Here is an 18,306-nt window from a genome sequence, read left to right on the forward strand (position 1 = left end):
TAAAGTTTTATTTAATCGATTATTTTCGAACAAAATCGCCTGATTTTCCACCAGTCTTCTTCAACAATACAATATCTCCTATTTCCATGCCCTTATCTACTGCCTTGCACATATCATATACTGTAAGTGCAGCAACAGATGCAGCTGTTAGTACTTCCATCTCAATACCAGTTCGATAAACACACTTTGCTGTCGCTAGAATTCTCACCTTATTAGGAGGTTCAGGTAAAAGCTCCAGTTCTATGCCCGAAATCGGCAATGAATGGCACATCGGTATTAGTTCATAAGTCTTTTTAGCAGCCATTATTCCAGCAATTCTTGCACAGGAAAATACATCTCCCTTCTTCACTTTTCCTGAAATAATTAATGATAGTGTTTCCTCTTTCATTGTAACTACAGCCTGTGCTGTTGCTTCCCTTTTTGTATCCTGCTTCTCTCCAACGTCCACCATTCTGGCATTGCCTTTTTCATTTAAATGTGTAAGTTCCATTTCATTTATTCCCTTTCTTATTCTCTTTATAATATAAAATGTTTAATTAGTAATCTTTGTAATGCACCCAAGACCTACATAATGATATAGCCGCATCAAAATACAAAGATGCGGCGTAGTCTTAATTTATTTATCTTCAGGCAGACTCCAATTGAAAAATCTAATATACGGCTCACTGGCACAATGTCTGAATTCTTCTATATCTTTTTTACTCCAGTCATAAACACCCTTACCTGTTTTAAAGCCTAAATTACCAGAATCATGGAGATTTCTTATATAATCTGGTGTTTTATCAGCATTTGAGAGTGTTGGAAAAAGGTAGTCATCTATACTTACAATCATGTCCAGCCCTGCATAATCAAAATGCTCAAATAATCCTATAGATGTATAACGAGGAATAAAACTATATTTTAATGTCTTGTCTATATCCTCAGGTGTTGCAATCCCTTGTTCTACCATATAAACAGCTTCCCTATAAAGAGCATGCTGTAGACGGTTCCCTATAAAACCTGGCGCATCTTTCATCATCAGTGATACTTGACGTCCAACTGATTCCAATACTTCTTTAGTAAATTTAATACTTTCATCACTTGTCTGTTTGCCCTTTACAACCTCAACACAAGGAACAAGATGAGGCGGATTCCAAGGATGTGCAACTGAAAGCTTATCCTTTTGTATTAATCCCTCAGCTAAATTATCAACAGAAATTGCAGATGTAGAGGAAGCAATAGCCTTGAAGTTCTTGCAATGCTTCTCTATCTCCTTATATACAGCATGCTTAACATTGAGACGTTCAACAACACATTCAAATATAAAATCAGCGTCTGCAAGATCTTCATATTTTTGTGTAAAATTCAGTAACTCGGCACATTTTACTGCTTGTCCCGGTGTTACCAATTTCTTTTCAATTAAATCCTTATAATAAGTGTCGTAGCTAGCTTTTCCTTTAGCAATTTCTGCGTCATTAATAGCATACATTGTTGTCTTGTAGCCATTGCCAGTAAAAAGCACTGCCATGCTGGCACCAATCATACCTGTACCGATAATCGCTATATGGTTTACGTTATCTAACTTCATAAATTCATCCCCCTAATAAGTTAATTTAATCTCTAAAAATCTCATATCCGTAATTAAAATCCATTACTCTACTCTTAATAAAAAATCAGATAATCTTTTATTATCTATTATATTTTATATATAATCGATTGTCAATTTTTTTAGTTCTATTCTATTTAAAGCAAACTTAATAAAAATTCATTCATATTTATATAATATTATAATAGGATTTTTTCAGTTATACTTGAGGCAATGTAGATCCTCCGTAAGGCATTATTATTACTTTTGAATCTTCTCCCAATTCCTTTAAAGCTGATTCTAATGCAAGCTGAACATTCTCAAAAGGTTCCATAAATATACTTCTAACAAAATCATCTTCTAACTCTGAAACAAGATATATCTTAGCCTTTTTCAATACCATAGCAATTGCTGCTGCCTTATGTCCACCAAGCACAAAGTTTTTCTTTATGTCTTCAATCATAGTTTCTGATTTCTCTGTACCAGTCATCCATTTTTCAAATTCTTTTTCTCCTAAGCCTTCCTTACATGAAGCTAAAAGTATTATTATACCTCCATCCTTTACTGCATGCTTAGAATTATCCAATGCTTTTTGTGCCTGATATAAATTTAAATCTTTAGGGTATCCTCCTGGGGTAGTTATAACAATATCTGCCTTTTCTTTTATTTTTATTTTATAAAAACTATCTAAAAACTCACAACCTTTTCTATGAGCTTCTATATAATGTCCTGCTACAGCTTTAATTATTTCTTTTTTACTGTCTAAAACTACATTTAATATAAAATGGATAGGCACGAACTTTTCTACCGCTTCTATATCTAATCTTACCGGGTTGGTATCTATATTGCCTGCTTTTGCTTCTTCCTCCACCATTCTACTATGGTTAGCTTGTATCGCAGCTCTTGTAGAGACACCAGGCATTATAGCTTTGGCCCCTCCACTATAACCAGCAAAGTAATGATATTCAATATTGCCTAAACATATTCTCTTATCTGCTTCAGCCACAACTTTATTTATATCCACTGGAGTGCCATTACTTGTAACCCCTAAATGAATATACTCTGTAGAATTACTATCTATACATTTTATCCTGTTATAAATCTTTTCTCCTACTAAATATTTCTTTTCATCTTCTGTATGAGCTCTATGGCTTCCTAATGCAAGTACTATAGTTATATCTTCATCCTTCACTCCAGCCTCATTTAATTCCTCTATAACTGAAGGTAAAACCACCTTGCTTGGCATAGGTCTAGTTATATCGCTTGTTACTATTACAACATTCTCTCCAGCTTGTACTATATTTTTTAATCTAGCTGATCCTATAGGATTTTCTAGCGCTCTTTTAACTTCTGCTTCCCCTGTAAGTTCTATTTTTACTTCGTTAGGAACCAATACATCTAAAATATTCTTTTCATCTATATTTAGCTCCATCTTTCCTTTGGCAAATCCTAAATTATAATTCATCTAATAATCTCCCTTCTATTAAGATAAATATTAGGTTAAATAGTTACAATTTAAGTACAAAAATAGCATCATTTTATCTAATAAGGCTTAATATTTGCTAAAAAAATACACTTTGAAGTTATCTGTAAATAACTTCAAAATGTAACCTTTTATTTTCAAATACTTTTTATAGTTTACAGAGTCTTATTAAAAGCATTTTTCATAGCCTTTATTAAAGGCATCTCTACTCCAGATAAAAATCTTACCATAGCACCACCAGCGGTACATACATAATTTATTTTATCTGTATCTATGAAACGTTGAGCTGCACTTACAGTGTCTCCTCCACCAATTACAGAATAACCCTTAGCTTCTGCAATAGCATTCCATATAGCTTTAGTCCCATCTTCAAAGATTTTACTTTCATATACACCTGCAGGTCCATTTACAAATATAGTACCTGCCTTTGCTATCTCTGTCTGTAATACTTCTATAGTTTTGTGACCTATATCCATACACATTTTATCAGTTGGAAGGGCTTCTATACCTATCTCTTTTCTTTCACCATCTTCTTCATAAGCAAGGTCTATAGGGCATATTATCTTATCCCCATATTTATCCAAGTACTCCTTAGCTGGCTTTACAAATACATCAAGATTTCTATCTTTAATAAACTTTAAATTTGTTTGTCCAAGATTATATCCTTTAGCTATCAGCATTATATGTCCTGTTATACCTGAACATAGTATTTTATCAGCACTTCCGTTTTCAAGAACCTGTTTCATCATGCCAAAAGCATCAGATATCTTTAATCCTCCCAGTACAAATACAGAAGGCTTGTCTGGTGTTTTCATAACCTTTGTAAGTGCGCTTAATTCTTTAAACATTAAAAGTCCTGCTGCGGTAGGAAGTATTTCCTGGAAGGCTACCATTGAAGGAGCATTTCTATGTGCTGCTGCAAAAGCATCATTTACATAGCAATCTACAACTGGTGCCAAACTTCTTACAAGATAGGTATTTAACATATCCTTAGCCTCAAGTTTAACAGCATCTTCGAAAGTGGATATTTCTTCTGTAAGATATCTTAAATTTCCAAGGAAAATAAGTTGTCCTTCTTTTAGTTTATTTACTTCCTCGATAGCCGCTGGCCCGCAAACATCATCTATATATCTAACTTCTCTACCTAGATGTTTAGATAATTTTTCTGCATGCTCTTCCATTGGTATTAAATTTTGATAATCTAAAGTATCTCCTTGATGTGCTATTATTGCTATTTTAGCGCCTTGATCTATAAGATAGTTTAGTGTAGGAAGGCTCTTTTTAATTCTATTTTCACTAACTATTTTTTTAGTCTCTGGGTCTATAGGTGAATTTATATCTAATCTTAAAAGAACAGTTTTTCCTTTATAATTGAACTCTTCAATTGATTTGATTCCTATTTTTGTATCCATTTTCCCAACCCCAAATACTTATTTGTCTCTGCAACACCTTCAAGTCTGTCTGTTTGCATTTCCATCGCTGCCCTTATAGCATCCATATTTTCAGGTATAACTACAGCTTCTTGTGGAATATTTATTGCAAACATTATATCCTTACCGGATTTAACAATAGACTCTTCAAATAATGCTATTTCATACATATCTCCTCTTGGATTTCCAAGGTCTCTTGCATATCTAAATAAAGAAGCATTTCCTTGGAATCCATCAGCAAGTTTTACAACTCTTATTCTTGGGTGCTTACTGAACAATTCTATCAATTGTTCTTTTGATATGTCTTTTTTAGGTGTAGCTAAAACAGTAATTATATGTCCATGAGTTACTGGTGTATGAACTAGTATTCCAGTTGCATCTACATGTGGCATTATTGTCATAAGATCTAGCGCTTGATGGCTCGGTGCCTTGTCAACTTGTAATGCATTTGTAAGCCCTCTATGGTAATCACCTGGATCAGCAACACGTCTTATGATTGTAATTGCAACCTTTTCTATGCCAACTTCTCTATCTAGGCAGTCAACTGCTCTTATTAAACCAGTAGTATTACAGGATGTTAATTTTAAAAATTGATGTCCAACACCTTTTTCATAATTTGCATAACCATGGAAGAATACATCAGCAACACTGTTACTTTCTCCTCCTTGGAATATTGCTTTTTTATTATATTTTTCATAGATTGCTTTATTCTTTGCTCCTATTCCACCAGGGCTTGCATCAAGCATTATATCTACTCTTTGAACTAAATCTTCAAGTGTTCCACTTATTGGTATACCAGCTTCATCAAATAATTTTTGGTTATCTGGTAATGAATTATATAAGTCATAAGGCATTCCTTTCTCTTTTAATGCTCTTACTGAAAGGGTAGGTGCAACATCTGCAACTCCTACAAGTTCCATGTCTTTTTGTGCAGCAACGCCATCTGCCAATCTTTGACCTATAACTCCATATCCTGCAACTCCTACTTTTATCATAAAAAATTCCTCCTTTTAGTCGGAAACACGGGGTAATTTAACCCGTTCGCTCCCGCTCACAAATTACCCGTTAAAGTCCATTTAGGACTTTAACCTCCTAACAATTTTTATATAATTTAAATGTTGTTTTATAGCTATTGGGTTGATTATTCCTTATACTATAAAAACCACATAACTTAACTATTTCAATTTTGCTAACAATTCCTTAGTGTGCTTCTCTACCATTTCAGGAGTAACCTGTGTCTTTCTTGCTACTCCTGTATCTATAGCTGCCTTAGCTACATAGTAGGCTACCTTTGGTGCTATTCTTAAATCAAATGCCTGTGGTATAACGTACTCTGACTTTAATTCATCTTCACTTACAAGTTCAGCTATTGCATATGCCGCTGCTATTTTCATTTCATCATTTATTTCGCTTGCTCTTACATCTAAAGCCCCTCTAAATATTCCAGGGAAAGCTAGTACATTATTAACTTGATTTGGATAATCTGACCTTCCTGTGCATACTACTTTAGCTCCTGCCTCTAAAGCTAAGTCTGGAATTATTTCTGGATTTGGATTTGCCATTGCCATTATAATTGAATCCCTATTCATGGACTTAACCATTTCCTGAGTTACACAATTTGCTACAGACACTCCTAAGAATACATCTGCGTCTTTTAGTGCATCGGCTAGAGTTCCTTTTACTAGTTTCTTATTTGTTACTTCTGCTATCTCATCTTTATATTTATTCATACCTGCTGGTCTATCTTTGTATATAGGTCCTTTTGTATCACATAAAATAACATCTTTAGTCCCCATTTTTATAAGTAATTTCGTGATAGCTATTCCAGCTGCTCCTGCTCCATTTATAACAACAGTTATATCTTCAAATTTTTTATTTACTAATTTTAATGCATTTATAAGACACGCTGAAGAAACTACTGCTGTTCCGTGTTGATCATCATGAAAAATTGGTATATTACTTATTTCTTTAAGTTTAGATTCTATCTCAAAACATTCTGGAGCTTTTATATCTTCTAAATTTATTCCTCCAAAAGTAGGCTCCATTAGCTTTACAGTCTCTACTATCTTGTCTATACTCTTTGTTTCTAGACATATTGGAAAAGCATCTACTCCTGCAAAGGCTTTGAATAATACTGATTTTCCTTCCATAACTGGAAGTCCTGCTGCTGCTCCTATATCTCCTAACCCTAGTACCGCTGTTCCGTTAGTTACAACCGCTACCCAATTCCCTTTTGAAGTATAATCATAGATAGTTTCTGGATTCTTTTCAATCTCTAGACAAGGTTCTGCAACTCCTGGCGTATATGCAAGTGTCATATCTTCTTTAGTTTTTACTGGTACTTTACACTCTAAGGCTATTTTACCTTCGTTATCTTTGTGAAATTTCAATGCTGTTTCTCTTAAACTCAAATTTTTCACTCCCTCTAAATTAGCTGAACTTTTAAACTTAAAAAAGTTAAACCATTTCTTTTTTACTATCATTAAATACGCTCCTATAATAAATAAAAATTATATATACTACCTAGTGAAAAAATAGCCTCACCCCATACGTATTCTAGAAAACTATTTTCCAGATATGTAGTTATAACATTTGATTACATTTGTTGTTTGGATATACTCCATCATTTCATCCTGTCCGATATCTACTGGAAGTTCTTCGAATTTTATATTCTTAATACATTCATCTTTCGACCAACCTTTTGAAATTCCATCTGCTACTGCGCCAATCCATTTGTATATTACTGCAAGCTGAACATCTATATAAGCTTTTGTTACTACTGGTCCATGACCTGGAACTATATAGTCTACATCTAAAGTTTTAAGGAAGTGTAATGAATTAATCAAATCATCAATATTTGCACTATGAAGCCATGTTTGACACTCTGAGAATATAGTATCACCTACAAATACAACTCTTTCCTCAGGAACATGTACTGCTATCTGTGAATCAGCATGTCCTGGTGTATGATATAAATTAAATGTGTGATCCCCTAATTTAAAAGACATTTTATCATTAAAAGTGATTTGTGGCATATTAACGATATAATCCTCTCTTGATGGCATAAAATGAAGTGATTTTTCATCCTGACGTTGTAAAACATCAACACTATAGTCGTATCCATCCATCTCACCTGGAACAAGGAAGAAAGTATCTTTAATCTTTTCATGACCAATAACTGGACATTCAGACGCAAACCAGTGGTTTCCAAAAATATGATCAATATGTGGTTCTGTGTTTATAAGATATTTGATTGGACCTTTGCTTTTTGCAAAATCAATCATTTCTAACAATGTACTGATCCATTGCGCATTGTCTATAAATACTGCACCTTCCTTTGTAAATACGATACTAGGATTACATCCTCTTATTTTGGTTTCTGTATACACGTTTTCTGTTATCTTTTCCACTTTATTACCCTCTTTCTTTTAATTTTTAAGGACAAAGAATATATTGAATTTTCATTATTAACACTTTATACGCACTTAATGACAACGGTTGCATTTTACTAAATATGTTATTTTTTTCGACCACTTGGGAAGCTTGGATTATCTACAACTTTACATTAATAATTCAAGGACACTATCATCTAGAATTTATCCTTTAAGCTTATTTCTTTAATAATACAACCTTATTATAAAATATAATCGATTATATTTTATAATAAAATTATAACATGTTCCTTGATACAGTCAATTATTTTTTATATATAATCGATTTTATTTTTTTTTTATTAACCACCAATTAGATTTATAAATTAAATACTTTCTCTGCATGGTATGAACTTCTAACCAATGGTGCTGAAAAAACATGTTTGAAGCCCATATGGGTAGCAACCTTTCCATACTTTTCAAAAGTATCTGGGTGAACATATTCTATAACTGGGTGATGCTTTGGTGATGGTGCCAAATATTGACCAATAGTTACAATATCACAATCTATTTTTCTCAAGTCTTTAAGTATACCCAGTATATCTTCCTCTGTTTCCCCAAGTCCCAGCATAAATCCTGATTTAGTTAAAATAGATTTATTCTCATTTTTAACTCTATATAATAATTCTAATGATCTCTCATAAACAGCCATTGGTCTTACTTTACTATATAGGGCAGCTGCTGTTTCAACATTATGATTTATAATATCTGGCTTTGCATTAATTACTTTTCTTAAAGCCTTCTCATCTCCCTTAAAATCTGGTATTAAGACTTCTGTGGTTGTGCTTTTATTTAATTTTTTTATCTCTTCTATAACCTTTGCAAAATGTCCAGCTCCTCCGTCTGGTAAATCATCTCTTGTAACTGCTGTAATAACGGTATGCTTTAAGTTAAACTTTTCTACAACCTTAGCTATGTTATAAGGTTCATTTGAATCAACTGATTCAGGCTTTTCTTTTGTAACATTACAAAATGTACAATTACGCGTACAATTTTTTCCCAATATCATAAAAGTAGCCGTCCTATTACTAAAACACTCCATTCTGTTAGGACAGTTCGCCTCTCTACATACAGTGTTAAGGGAATATTTTTCTAGTATCTCTTCTACCTCATTAACATTACCTGAAGTTTCTCCTCCTCTGACCTTAACTCTTAACCATTCTGGTTTCCTTTGCTGCATTTTATCTCTCCTCAATTCCTTAAAGTTCAATTCATACATTACTTTATTATATCTGGTAAATATTCAAAGACATTTTGTCCTACAAACAACCAATAATAACTAGCCAAAGTGCAGTATACAACTTGCATTAAAGAAGGGAATAAATTCAATTGACTATTATCTGGAGGCTGAATCCAAGTTTAATAGTTCTATATGAGTCAAATGTGCACACTGACTAGTTATTTATTAGCAGTTTATTAAATAATAAAAATATAATCAGTCTGTAGCTTAAGCCCATGACTTTGATTAAATCATTATTTTATCTACATAATATGATTTTGTAACCTATTTATGAATTGCCTCTCCAATCACATCTAAGCTTGCTTCCATTACGCATTCAGAAAGTGTTGGATGGGCATGTATAGTTTCCGTAAGTTCTTCTACTGTACATTGAAGTTTTATAGCAAGTGCACCTTCTGCAATTAATTCTGTTGCATGAGGTCCTACAATATGCACACCAAGTATCTCATTCCATTTAGTATCAGATACTATTTTTACAAATCCTTCAGTTTCACCTATTGTCATAGCCTTACCACAAGCTGAGAATGAAAACTTTCCTACCTTTATATTTCCATACTGTTCTTTAGCCTCTTCCTCAGTAAGACCTACTGAAGCAATTTCAGGATGTGTATAAATGCATGCTGGAATTACTTTATAATTCATTTTTTCTTCATGGCCTAAAGCATTCCTAACTGCAGTAATAGCTTGATGGGTTGCAACATGCGCTAACATAACTTTTCCTGTAACATCGCCAATTGCATATATATTTGGTATACTTGTTTTTAAATAGTCATCAACAACGATTCCCTTTCTATCAGTTTCTATAGGTAACCCATTGATAACACCTAACTCAGGCTTTCTTCCTACAGACATCAATACCTTTTCCACTACTACACAATCTTTTCCGATCTTTGTCTCGTAATTTACTTTAAGTCCATTGCTGTCTTTTTCTATACCTGCTAATTTAGTATCAGTAAGAATCTTAATACCGCTCTTTTCTAATGATTTTCTTAATACTTTTATTGCATCTAAATCTTGTCTTGGTAATATTTCAGGTAACATTTCAATAACTGTAACATCTGTACCTAATGATCTATATACATACCCTAGTTCAATTCCAATTACTCCACCGCCTATTATAGCCATAGACTTTGGAATCTCCTTAAATTCAAGAGCTTCATTACTAGTAATTACTTCTTCTAGCTCAGCTCCTGGAACTGGAATTGTAACTGGCAGAGAACCAGATGCTATAATAATCTTGTCACCAGTAATAGTTTCTTCCTTACTACCTTCTATTTTAACCGTGTTCTCATCAACTAAGAGTCCATTTCCTTTGTACACATCTACTTTATTTTTCTTAAGAAGTCCAGAAATACCCATTCTTAAAGTTTTAAGAACCTTGTCCTTATTAGCCAAAGCCTTGTCCCACTTAATATTTACTCCTTCAACCTCTATACCAAACTGTTCGCAAGCTTTAATTTCATTATATAAACTTGCAGTTTTAATAAGAGTTTTCGTAGGAATACAACCTCTATTTAAACAAGTACCACCAAACTCATCTTTTTCTACAATTGCAACCTTTGCATTCTTTTTGGCTGCATATATAGCTGCAGGATATCCACCTGGGCCTCCTCCAATAATAATTATGTCATACTGATTAGCACTCTTCTTAGTCTCTACCTTTACATCTTCCACCTTTGTCGGTTCGGAAGCTTGTGTAACCGCTGCCAACGTAGCTGTATCAAGTAGTGAGGAGTAATCTTCTCCTGGTTCTCCAATAACTGCAATTGTTTCTGTTATTGGTACAACGTCTCCTTCTTCTCTTACAATCTTTAATAATATTCCTGATGCTGGTGCTGTTATTTCAATTGTAAGTTTATCAGTTTCCATTTCAAATAATGGTTGATCTACTTCTACTTTTCCACCTTCAGCAATTATCCATCTTGTTATAGTTCCTTCTGTCATTTGAAGTCCTTGTTTTGGCATTATAACCTTTGTTGCCACTTAAACCACCCACCTATTTTCTTAAGTACAGTTCTAACTGCCTTTTTAATCTTATACTCCTGCCATATTAATAAACAAATTATTGCTGCATCTGTTATAATAACAGGTAAGGATTCATAAGAAGTTGTTTTATTCTCTGTAAGAATTGAGCTGCCAATGCACCGTCAATTGTCCTATGATCATATGTCAAGCTCAAAGTTAGCAATGGTTTAATAACTATATTATCACCTTCAACTACTGGAGTTTTCTCGATTTTACCTACTGCTAAAATTCCACTTTCTGGAGGATTTATTATTGCTGTAAATACATCAATATCAAACATTCCAAGATTTGATATTGTGAATGTTCCATTTGTGTACTCATCTGGACCTAACTTACCATTAAGAGCTTTTTGAATTATATCAGCAGATGCTGCTGCAATTTCAGGTAATGACATTAGATCTGCATCTTTAATATTTGGAACAATTAATCCATTTGGAACAGATACCGCTAAGCCCATATTGACATAATCTTTTAATAGTATGCCTTCTTCTACCATGGAAGAATTCATATATGGAAACTCAATTAAAGCTTTTGAAACCACTTTTGTCAAAATATCGTTGAATGAAACTTTGATTCCAGCCTTTTTGAGCTGCTCTCTTAATTTTATTGCTTCGGTCATATCTACTTTCATTCTATGATTTGCTTGCGCCATACCATGGAGACTTTCCATCATCCTATCAGAAATTACTTTTCTCATTCCCTTACATGGAACTATTGTACCTTTTCTGCCTGAAGTTTTAGCTGATGGTAGTGACTCTTCTGTTGTATTAACTACCTCTGTTGCTTTTGCTTCAAGGAATTTTTCAACATCTTCCTTCATCACTCTTCCGCTTACTCCAGTTCCAGTAACTAAAGAAAGATCAATATTGTTTTCTTTAGCAATTTTAGCTGCAACTGGAGATATTCTAATTTTATTTTTAGCTGCCTCTTCTATATACGCAAGTATATCTCTTTCTATAATAAGTCCCTCCGGACCTGTACCATAAATCTCTAAGTAATCAATTTCTTTTTCTGCTGCTGTAGTTTTTGCTCTAGGAGTTATAAAAACTCTTTCTGAAGGATCTCTATTAATAACCTTATCACTTACAGTCACTTCAGCAGTAGCTGACTTTTGAGCTTCTTCCTTTAAAGCTTCAGCTGGTTCAATATTTGCTTGTACTGCGTCTCCAAGTAATGAGGAGTAATCCTCTCCTGGCTCGCCAATAACTGCTATTGTTTCTGTTATTGGTACAACATCCCCTTCACCTTTTACAATCTTTAATAATGTTCCTGATGCCGGTGCTGTTATTTCAATTGTAAGCTTATCAGTTTCCATTTCAAATAATGGCTGATCTACTTCCACTTTTCCACCTTCAGCAATTATCCATCTTGTTATAGTTCCTTCTGTCATTTGAAGTCCTTGTTTTGGCATTATAACCTTTGTTGCCACTTAAATCACCTACCTATTTATAAAGTACAGCTTTAACTGCCTTTTCAATATCATCTTCTTGAGGAACTACTGCATTTTCAAGGTTAAGGTTAAATGGTAGAGGGCAAGATTTTGCTCCTAATCTTAATACAGGTGCATCTAAATATTTAAATGCCTCTTCCATAATCGTAGCTGCAATTTCTGCTCCTGGACCAGCATTTTTATGAGCTTCATGAACAACAACTGCTCTTCCTGTCTTTTTAACTGAATTTACAATTGTTTCAGTATCAAGTGGTACAAGAGTTCTTGGATCAATAACTTCAACACTTATTCCTTCTGCTTCAAGTTTTTTTGCAACTGATAAAGATTTATTAACATATAGATGTGTTGCTATTATAGTTACATCCTTACCTTCCTTAACTACATTTGCCTGTCCAAAAGGTATTACAAAGTCCGGATCATCTGGCACTTCCCCCTTTGTTGCATAAAGCGCTTTATGTTCATAGAACATAATTGGATTATTATCTCTAAGAGCTGCTCTTAATAACCCTGCAGCGTCCGCTGGAGTTGATGGCATTGCTACTTTAAGTCCTGGTATATGCATAAATATTGCCTCTGTACTTTGAGAATGTGTAGCAGCATTACCTCTCCCTACTCCTTGCTGACCTCTAATTATTAGTGGCACTTCAGCTTTTCCACCATACATATATCTTATCTTTGCAGCTTGATTAAGGATTTGATCTGCAGCTACGAATGTAAAATCCATATACATAAGTTCAACTACCGGCTTCATCCCTGCTAAAGCTGCACCCACGCCTGCTCCAACAAATCCAGCTTCTGATATTGGTGTGTTTCTCACTCTTTCTGGACCAAATTCATCAACAAGTCCTTTAGTAGCTCCAAATACACCACCAAGTGTTTCTATATCTTCACCCATAATGAAAATTCTTTCATCACGTCTCATCTCTTCAGCTAATACATCTCTAATAGCATTTACATATGATTTTCTAGTCATTTGAACCCCGCCCTTCATCATTAATTTTCATAGAATACATAGTCCATAACTTTAGAAGTATCTGGTTGTGGACTTTCTAATGCAAATTTTTCTGCATATTCAACATCTGCAATAACATCATTCTCAATTTTCTGTAATTCCTCAGCAGTTGCAATATTGTTGTTAACCATATATTCTTCAAATCTCTTTATTGGACATTTTTCCTTCCAAGCTTCAACTTCTTCTCTAGTTCTATAACTTTGAGGATCGCCTGTCCAGTGACCAAGCCATCTATAAGTTTTGCATTCGATAAGAGTAGGTCCTTGTCCACTTTTCGCTCTTTCAAGAGCTTTATTCATAACTTCATTAATTGCAAGTACATCGTTTCCATCAACAGTGTAACCAGGCATATTGTAACCAACACTTCTAACGCTTATATCCTCAACTGAAGTACTTTGCCACTGTGGTACAGATATACCATATCCGTTGTTTTCACAAACAAATATTACTGGTAACTTCCAAACAGACGCAAGATTCATTGCTTCATGAGCAGTTCCCTCATTTGAAGCACCATCACCAAAGAAAGTTACTGCAACTTGATCTGTTCCTTTCAATTTAGCAGCAAGAGCTCCTCCTACTGCAATTGGGATCCCTCCACCAACTATAGCATTTGCTCCAAGATTACCTTTTGTAACATCTGCAATATGCATAGATCCGCCTCTTCCTTCACAGTAACCTGTAGCTTTACCCATAAGTTCTGCTAAAGCTGGTGCAAGTTCAGCTCCTTTTGCAATGCAGTGCCCATGACCTCTATGTGTACTTGTAATATAATCTATATCTCTTAATGAGGAACAAACTGTAGCAGCAACAGCTTCTTCACCAACATATAAATGTACTGAACCCCTTAGTTTATCGGCTTCAAATAATTCCACAGCCTTAAGTTCAAATTTCCTGATTTCATGCATTTTCTTATAAATCCATAGCATACGTTCTTTATCTATCATAATACACACCTCTAATTCATATTATTTTAATGTTTTGAAAAATCCTTAAGTCTTTAATCGACAATTCTGCTCAAATCGATTTCACCAAAAAACTTTTTTTTGATTTTTAAGCACATAAAATCAATTAAACAATATTAGGATCTTTCTAAAATGTATATGGGCATGCTGTACAGCTAATCAAATGATAACATTGTACAAATAAACTATTATATATAATCGATTATGTATATAATGTTATCATAGTTTGACTTTGCTGTAAAGCTAAATATTGGACAATTTTGAATTGTTTAATGATTAACAAACTTCTAATTTAAATTCTCTTTTTAAATAGCTATCTCTTTCCTCCTCATTTGATATATCTATCAATCCATTGTTACCACACTTATTTGGACATAAGATACATTTGGTATCATCTACAAACTTTTTACTTACGAACTTATCACCACAACGTTTACAATAGTAATACCTTGTTTTATTGGAGATTTCTATTTGTGATAGATGGATTAGTATCTTCATTAATCCATCATTTAATTTAAATCCACCAACAATGCTATACTCATTAAACTCATAGTCATACTCAATCTCAAATTTATCAAAGTTATACAATATATCTACATATACCATGCCATTTTTCATAAAACTACTATTAAAAACAAAAGGTTCATGAGTTTTAATAATTTTCTTTAGATTTTTTAATTGTTCTTTATCTATTTTCTGAACAATCCACCTATGTATAGTTAAAGATTTTATATAATTTTCCAAGCTTGAATAAATAGAGCAATTCCTTTTTCCATCTTTGACTTCTTCAACTAAAAATTTATGATCTTCCATCAGAAATACAGAATTTATATCACCAGTTTCTTCATTTGATACACTAAATATATTCTTTAGATAAGACATATTTATCCCCCAATTTATTTTAGTTTTAAACAATAGGGTTTCTAACCGAAAACTTAAACTGTACATTAATTGAAACTTGGTAATTTCAATACTTCTAACGCATATAAATTTAAGTTCAAACTTAGAAACCCCGTGATACTAAACGATTACTCATAATCGTTTATAATAGTATGCAATATTTTGTATTTACTCTAAAGTAGATACAAAAATATATTTATATTACTATTTTTGTTGCAAGATGTAGTAAGTCTTCAGCTTTAATGTTTAGTTCCTCCACACAAGCACTTATCTCCTCTGTAGATGATGCCTGAGTCTGTGTTATATCATTAATATTTTCAACGTTTATGGTGATTTTTTCAATTAATTCACTCATATCCTTGATACTATTGTCAATTTGACCAACTGCATTGGAGCTACTTGTAGATAATTTACGAATCTCAGTAGCCACAACATTAAACCCAAGACCTTCTTTTCCGCTTCGGGCTGCTTCAATAGATGCATTAAGTCCTAATAAATTAGTCTGATTTGATAGATTTTTAATGAATTCAGTTATTTTTCGTGTTTCATCAGTACTAGATCTCATTTTTTGTGATACCTTCATTGTGTCTGCTTGATACTTAGCTAAGTCTTGGGCAGTTGTAGTTATACTTTCAATACTTGCAACTAATTCTTTCATAGATTGCGAAAAATCCGTTATTTTATTTGCAAGTTCATTTTCTAATTCTTCCTTAATTCTTTCGCTTGAAATATCTCTTATAGAACCAACAACTTTTATAGGAACACCTGCTTTATCCCTAATTGTATGAGCTTCTGAATGAAACCACCTATATTCTCCATTTTTTAACCTAAGTTTATATGGTATGCTATATGGTGTACTGCCAGAAGGATCATTTACATGCTTTGTATATAGTTCTGTAACAAGTTTTACCGCATCAGGATGAATTCTGCTACTCCAGCTACTTTGAACATTTGGAAAATCATCTTCATCAGAGAATCCCAGAAGATTACGAAATTCACTAGTCCAATTAACAGTGTTATTTTCATTCATTGCATCACCATTAATAATATTTATTTCCCATAAACCAATTTTAGCTACCTTATTTGCAAATTCCAATCGCTCCTTTAATTTTTGATTTTCAGCTTGCATTTCTCGTAAATTATCATTTAGTGTATTAATTGTCACTTCATGCTGTTTATCAATAGTTTCAATTGAATCTTGCATTATATCCAGCATTTTATTAATATTATTAATTACTTCTTCAGACTTAGCATCCTTAATTTCACCTCTAGTCTTTGAATTACCACTTTGTAACAGTTCTAACATCCTTCTAGTTTCTAAAATCAAGCCGTCAACCTCATTATTAGTTTTACTATCACTGTTTTTAACATTAGTTCTTCTTCTAAATATCATAGAAACCTCCAGAATTTCTAATATTATTTTCACTAACTCAAGTTATTTTATTTAATAATTTTTAAGATAAATACGTTTATATTTTTTATAACTGTTAGAATTTAAATTTATTAGTTAACTGCAGTTTTTTCCACAATTATCTCTATTTTATATTCTTACTGTATTTGCCATAATTTCATTGCCCTTAATTGTAGGATGCAAGCCGTCTATATAAAAATCAAGTTTATTTTCTAATGTAATATGTCTATTAAATTCAGCATAAAAATCAATAATCTGAACATCAAATGCATTTCCAAATCCTGCAATTCGCTTTCTCAGTTCAGTTATCTCTTCATTAACTCTATAAAAATTTGCTACTCCTTGCCAATGCTTTTGAGCTATTGTTGGTTCTAATAATAATTGTATTCCAATAATAGGTTTTATTTTATTCGCACGGGCTTGATGAGTCATAGCTGTAAGATTCGAAAGAATAACACCTAGTGGAACTTCCATAATAAGATCATTTGTCCCTCCCATTATAATGACATGAGAGGGTTTATTTCCTATAACATCTTTTTCAAATCTCGCTAACATACCTCCAGTTGTATCTCCAATAACCCCTTTATTTAACAACTCAAATCTACATTTATCTTGAACTAAACTTGTCCAAACTTCCGAACTTTTAACTTTATACCCATGAGTTAAGCTATCACCAATACATACTATTTTCAAGCTTCTTCCCCTCCTATAATCTCTAATAATTCTTTCCTTATAAAATGAATTAATGGTACTATACGATGAAAATATTGTTAACATGAAAACTTAATATATTTATTTACCTGCACCAAAAAATATTTGGCTCTTTTCTTACAGGAGGATACATCTTTGTTTTCATATATCCTATTGACATAGGACAGACAAGTTCAAAGTTTTCTGGGACATTATACTTTTCTTTAAATTCCGGTGCATTGCAAACATGCTCTGCAAAACCTATCCAACATGTTCCTAACCCCATATCGTGTGCAGAAAGCATAATATTTCCTGCTGCAAGTGTACAATCATAAACATACCAATGAGAACTAGTATCACCATATACAATTATAAGACAGTTGGCATGATTAAATACGCTGAATTTTGGGTTAGTAAGCCAGCTTTTGTACTGTTGTAGGTAAGGATATTGTTCAAGATTTTTTAATAAATAAGTTTTAGTTTCTTCTGATAAAGCCTGAATTTCATCTTTATTCTTAATTACAACAAAACCCCAAGGCTGATGATTAGAACCTGTAGATGCTTTTGTACCAAGATTAATAAGTTCATTAATCACCTCATCTGATATCTCTTGTTCTGTGTATGCTCTTACACTACGTTTATTACTAATACATTCCTTCACATTCATCTTTAACATTTCTCTCCTCTACCTTAGTTTACTTAAAATAT

The 18,306-nt window shown here is 33.0% G+C and carries 16 protein-coding genes; all 16 read right to left on the bottom strand.

Annotated features, from left to right (window positions below):
- Window positions 1-19 precede the first annotated feature (19 nt).
- The 16 genes from moaC to CLMAG_RS25900 all read right to left on the bottom strand — a co-directional run bounded on the left by moaC (window position 20) and on the right by CLMAG_RS25900 (window position 18,274).
- Entirely contained in the window at window positions 20-490 is a 471-nt protein-coding gene (gene moaC, locus CLMAG_RS25825) for a cyclic pyranopterin monophosphate synthase MoaC (RefSeq protein ID WP_066629639.1), read from the bottom strand.
- Window positions 491-616: 126 nt separating this feature from the next.
- Window positions 617-1,567: a 3-hydroxyacyl-CoA dehydrogenase family protein gene (locus CLMAG_RS25830; protein ID WP_066629646.1), complete on the bottom strand. Its 951-nt coding sequence runs from the start codon at window positions 1,565-1,567 to the stop codon at window positions 617-619.
- Between the two features lie 217 nt (window positions 1,568-1,784).
- Window positions 1,785-3,029 (bottom strand): nickel-dependent malate racemase, LarAH6 family, encoded by a 1,245-nt coding sequence (larAH6, locus tag CLMAG_RS25835; protein WP_066629648.1) that lies wholly within the window; start codon window positions 3,027-3,029, stop codon window positions 1,785-1,787.
- A 173-nt stretch (window positions 3,030-3,202) separates the two neighbouring features.
- Window positions 3,203-4,459, bottom strand: coding sequence for a phosphoglycerate kinase (locus tag CLMAG_RS25840; RefSeq protein WP_066629650.1), 1,257 nt, complete (start codon window positions 4,457-4,459; stop codon window positions 3,203-3,205).
- The gene (locus tag CLMAG_RS25845) at window positions 4,444-5,472 is read right to left on the bottom strand and encodes a type II glyceraldehyde-3-phosphate dehydrogenase (RefSeq protein WP_066629653.1); all 1,029 of its coding nucleotides are present in this window, start codon (window positions 5,470-5,472) and stop codon (window positions 4,444-4,446) included. Before CLMAG_RS25845 ends, CLMAG_RS25840 begins: the two co-directional genes overlap by 16 nt.
- Before the next feature lie 180 nt (window positions 5,473-5,652).
- Window positions 5,653-6,888, bottom strand: coding sequence for an NAD(P)-dependent malic enzyme (locus CLMAG_RS25850; RefSeq protein ID WP_066629938.1), 1,236 nt, complete (start codon window positions 6,886-6,888; stop codon window positions 5,653-5,655).
- A 153-nt stretch (window positions 6,889-7,041) separates the two neighbouring features.
- Window positions 7,042-7,887 (bottom strand): MBL fold metallo-hydrolase, encoded by an 846-nt coding sequence (locus CLMAG_RS25855; protein ID WP_066629657.1) that lies wholly within the window; start codon window positions 7,885-7,887, stop codon window positions 7,042-7,044.
- Window positions 7,888-8,227: 340 nt separating this feature from the next.
- Window positions 8,228-9,088: a lipoyl synthase gene (gene lipA / locus CLMAG_RS25860; RefSeq protein WP_066629661.1), complete on the bottom strand. Its 861-nt coding sequence runs from the start codon at window positions 9,086-9,088 to the stop codon at window positions 8,228-8,230.
- Window positions 9,089-9,412: 324 nt separating this feature from the next.
- A complete protein-coding gene (lpdA, locus tag CLMAG_RS25865) occupies window positions 9,413-11,131 on the bottom strand; it encodes a dihydrolipoyl dehydrogenase (RefSeq protein WP_066629664.1) in 1,719 nt (572 codons plus the stop codon).
- A 94-nt stretch (window positions 11,132-11,225) separates the two neighbouring features.
- Complete coding sequence (locus CLMAG_RS25870; RefSeq protein ID WP_066629667.1) at window positions 11,226-12,602, bottom strand: dihydrolipoamide acetyltransferase family protein; 1,377 nt, start codon at window positions 12,600-12,602, stop codon at window positions 11,226-11,228.
- A gap of 13 nt (window positions 12,603-12,615) precedes the next feature.
- A complete protein-coding gene (locus CLMAG_RS25875; protein WP_066629669.1) occupies window positions 12,616-13,596 on the bottom strand; it encodes an alpha-ketoacid dehydrogenase subunit beta in 981 nt (326 codons plus the stop codon).
- A gap of 20 nt (window positions 13,597-13,616) precedes the next feature.
- A complete protein-coding gene (locus CLMAG_RS25880) occupies window positions 13,617-14,579 on the bottom strand; it encodes a thiamine pyrophosphate-dependent dehydrogenase E1 component subunit alpha (RefSeq protein ID WP_139264314.1) in 963 nt (320 codons plus the stop codon).
- A 294-nt stretch (window positions 14,580-14,873) separates the two neighbouring features.
- On the bottom strand, window positions 14,874-15,479 hold the full coding sequence (locus CLMAG_RS25885; RefSeq protein WP_066629671.1) for a hypothetical protein: 606 nt from the start codon (window positions 15,477-15,479) through the stop codon (window positions 14,874-14,876).
- A 214-nt stretch (window positions 15,480-15,693) separates the two neighbouring features.
- A complete protein-coding gene (locus CLMAG_RS25890; protein WP_066629680.1) occupies window positions 15,694-16,890 on the bottom strand; it encodes a methyl-accepting chemotaxis protein in 1,197 nt (398 codons plus the stop codon).
- 147 nt (window positions 16,891-17,037) lie between these two features.
- Window positions 17,038-17,601 carry a GDSL-type esterase/lipase family protein gene (locus tag CLMAG_RS25895; RefSeq protein WP_066629683.1) on the bottom strand — a complete coding sequence of 188 codons (564 nt, stop codon included), beginning with the start codon at window positions 17,599-17,601 and terminating at the stop codon, window positions 17,038-17,040.
- Between the two features lie 103 nt (window positions 17,602-17,704).
- Window positions 17,705-18,274: a nitroreductase family protein gene (locus tag CLMAG_RS25900; RefSeq protein ID WP_242873142.1), complete on the bottom strand. Its 570-nt coding sequence runs from the start codon at window positions 18,272-18,274 to the stop codon at window positions 17,705-17,707.
- Between the last annotated feature and the right edge of the window lie 32 nt (window positions 18,275-18,306).

Origin of the sequence: Clostridium magnum DSM 2767 (genome assembly GCF_001623875.1) — a bacterium.
Lineage (GTDB): Bacteria > Bacillota > Clostridia > Clostridiales > Clostridiaceae > Clostridium_AM > Clostridium_AM magnum.

Excerpts from the sequence above, each read along its gene's own strand:
- moaC (WP_066629639.1), bottom strand. The coding sequence starts at position 490 with ATGGAACTTACACATTTAAATGAAAAAGGCAATGCCAGAATGGTGGAC.
- CLMAG_RS25830 (WP_066629646.1), bottom strand. The coding sequence starts at position 1,567 with ATGAAGTTAGATAACGTAAACCATATAGCGATTATCGGTACAGGTATG.
- larAH6 (WP_066629648.1), bottom strand. The coding sequence starts at position 3,029 with ATGAATTATAATTTAGGATTTGCCAAAGGAAAGATGGAGCTAAATATA.
- CLMAG_RS25840 (WP_066629650.1), bottom strand. The coding sequence starts at position 4,459 with ATGGATACAAAAATAGGAATCAAATCAATTGAAGAGTTCAATTATAAA.
- CLMAG_RS25845 (WP_066629653.1), bottom strand. The coding sequence starts at position 5,472 with ATGATAAAAGTAGGAGTTGCAGGATATGGAGTTATAGGTCAAAGATTG.
- lipA (WP_066629661.1), bottom strand. The coding sequence starts at position 9,088 with ATGCAGCAAAGGAAACCAGAATGGTTAAGAGTTAAGGTCAGAGGAGGA.
- CLMAG_RS25875 (WP_066629669.1), bottom strand. The coding sequence starts at position 13,596 with ATGACTAGAAAATCATATGTAAATGCTATTAGAGATGTATTAGCTGAA.
- CLMAG_RS25880 (WP_139264314.1), bottom strand. The coding sequence starts at position 14,579 with ATGATAGATAAAGAACGTATGCTATGGATTTATAAGAAAATGCATGAA.
- CLMAG_RS25885 (WP_066629671.1), bottom strand. The coding sequence starts at position 15,479 with ATGTCTTATCTAAAGAATATATTTAGTGTATCAAATGAAGAAACTGGT.
- CLMAG_RS25890 (WP_066629680.1), bottom strand. The coding sequence starts at position 16,890 with ATGATATTTAGAAGAAGAACTAATGTTAAAAACAGTGATAGTAAAACT.
- CLMAG_RS25900 (WP_242873142.1), bottom strand. The coding sequence starts at position 18,274 with ATGTTAAAGATGAATGTGAAGGAATGTATTAGTAATAAACGTAGTGTA.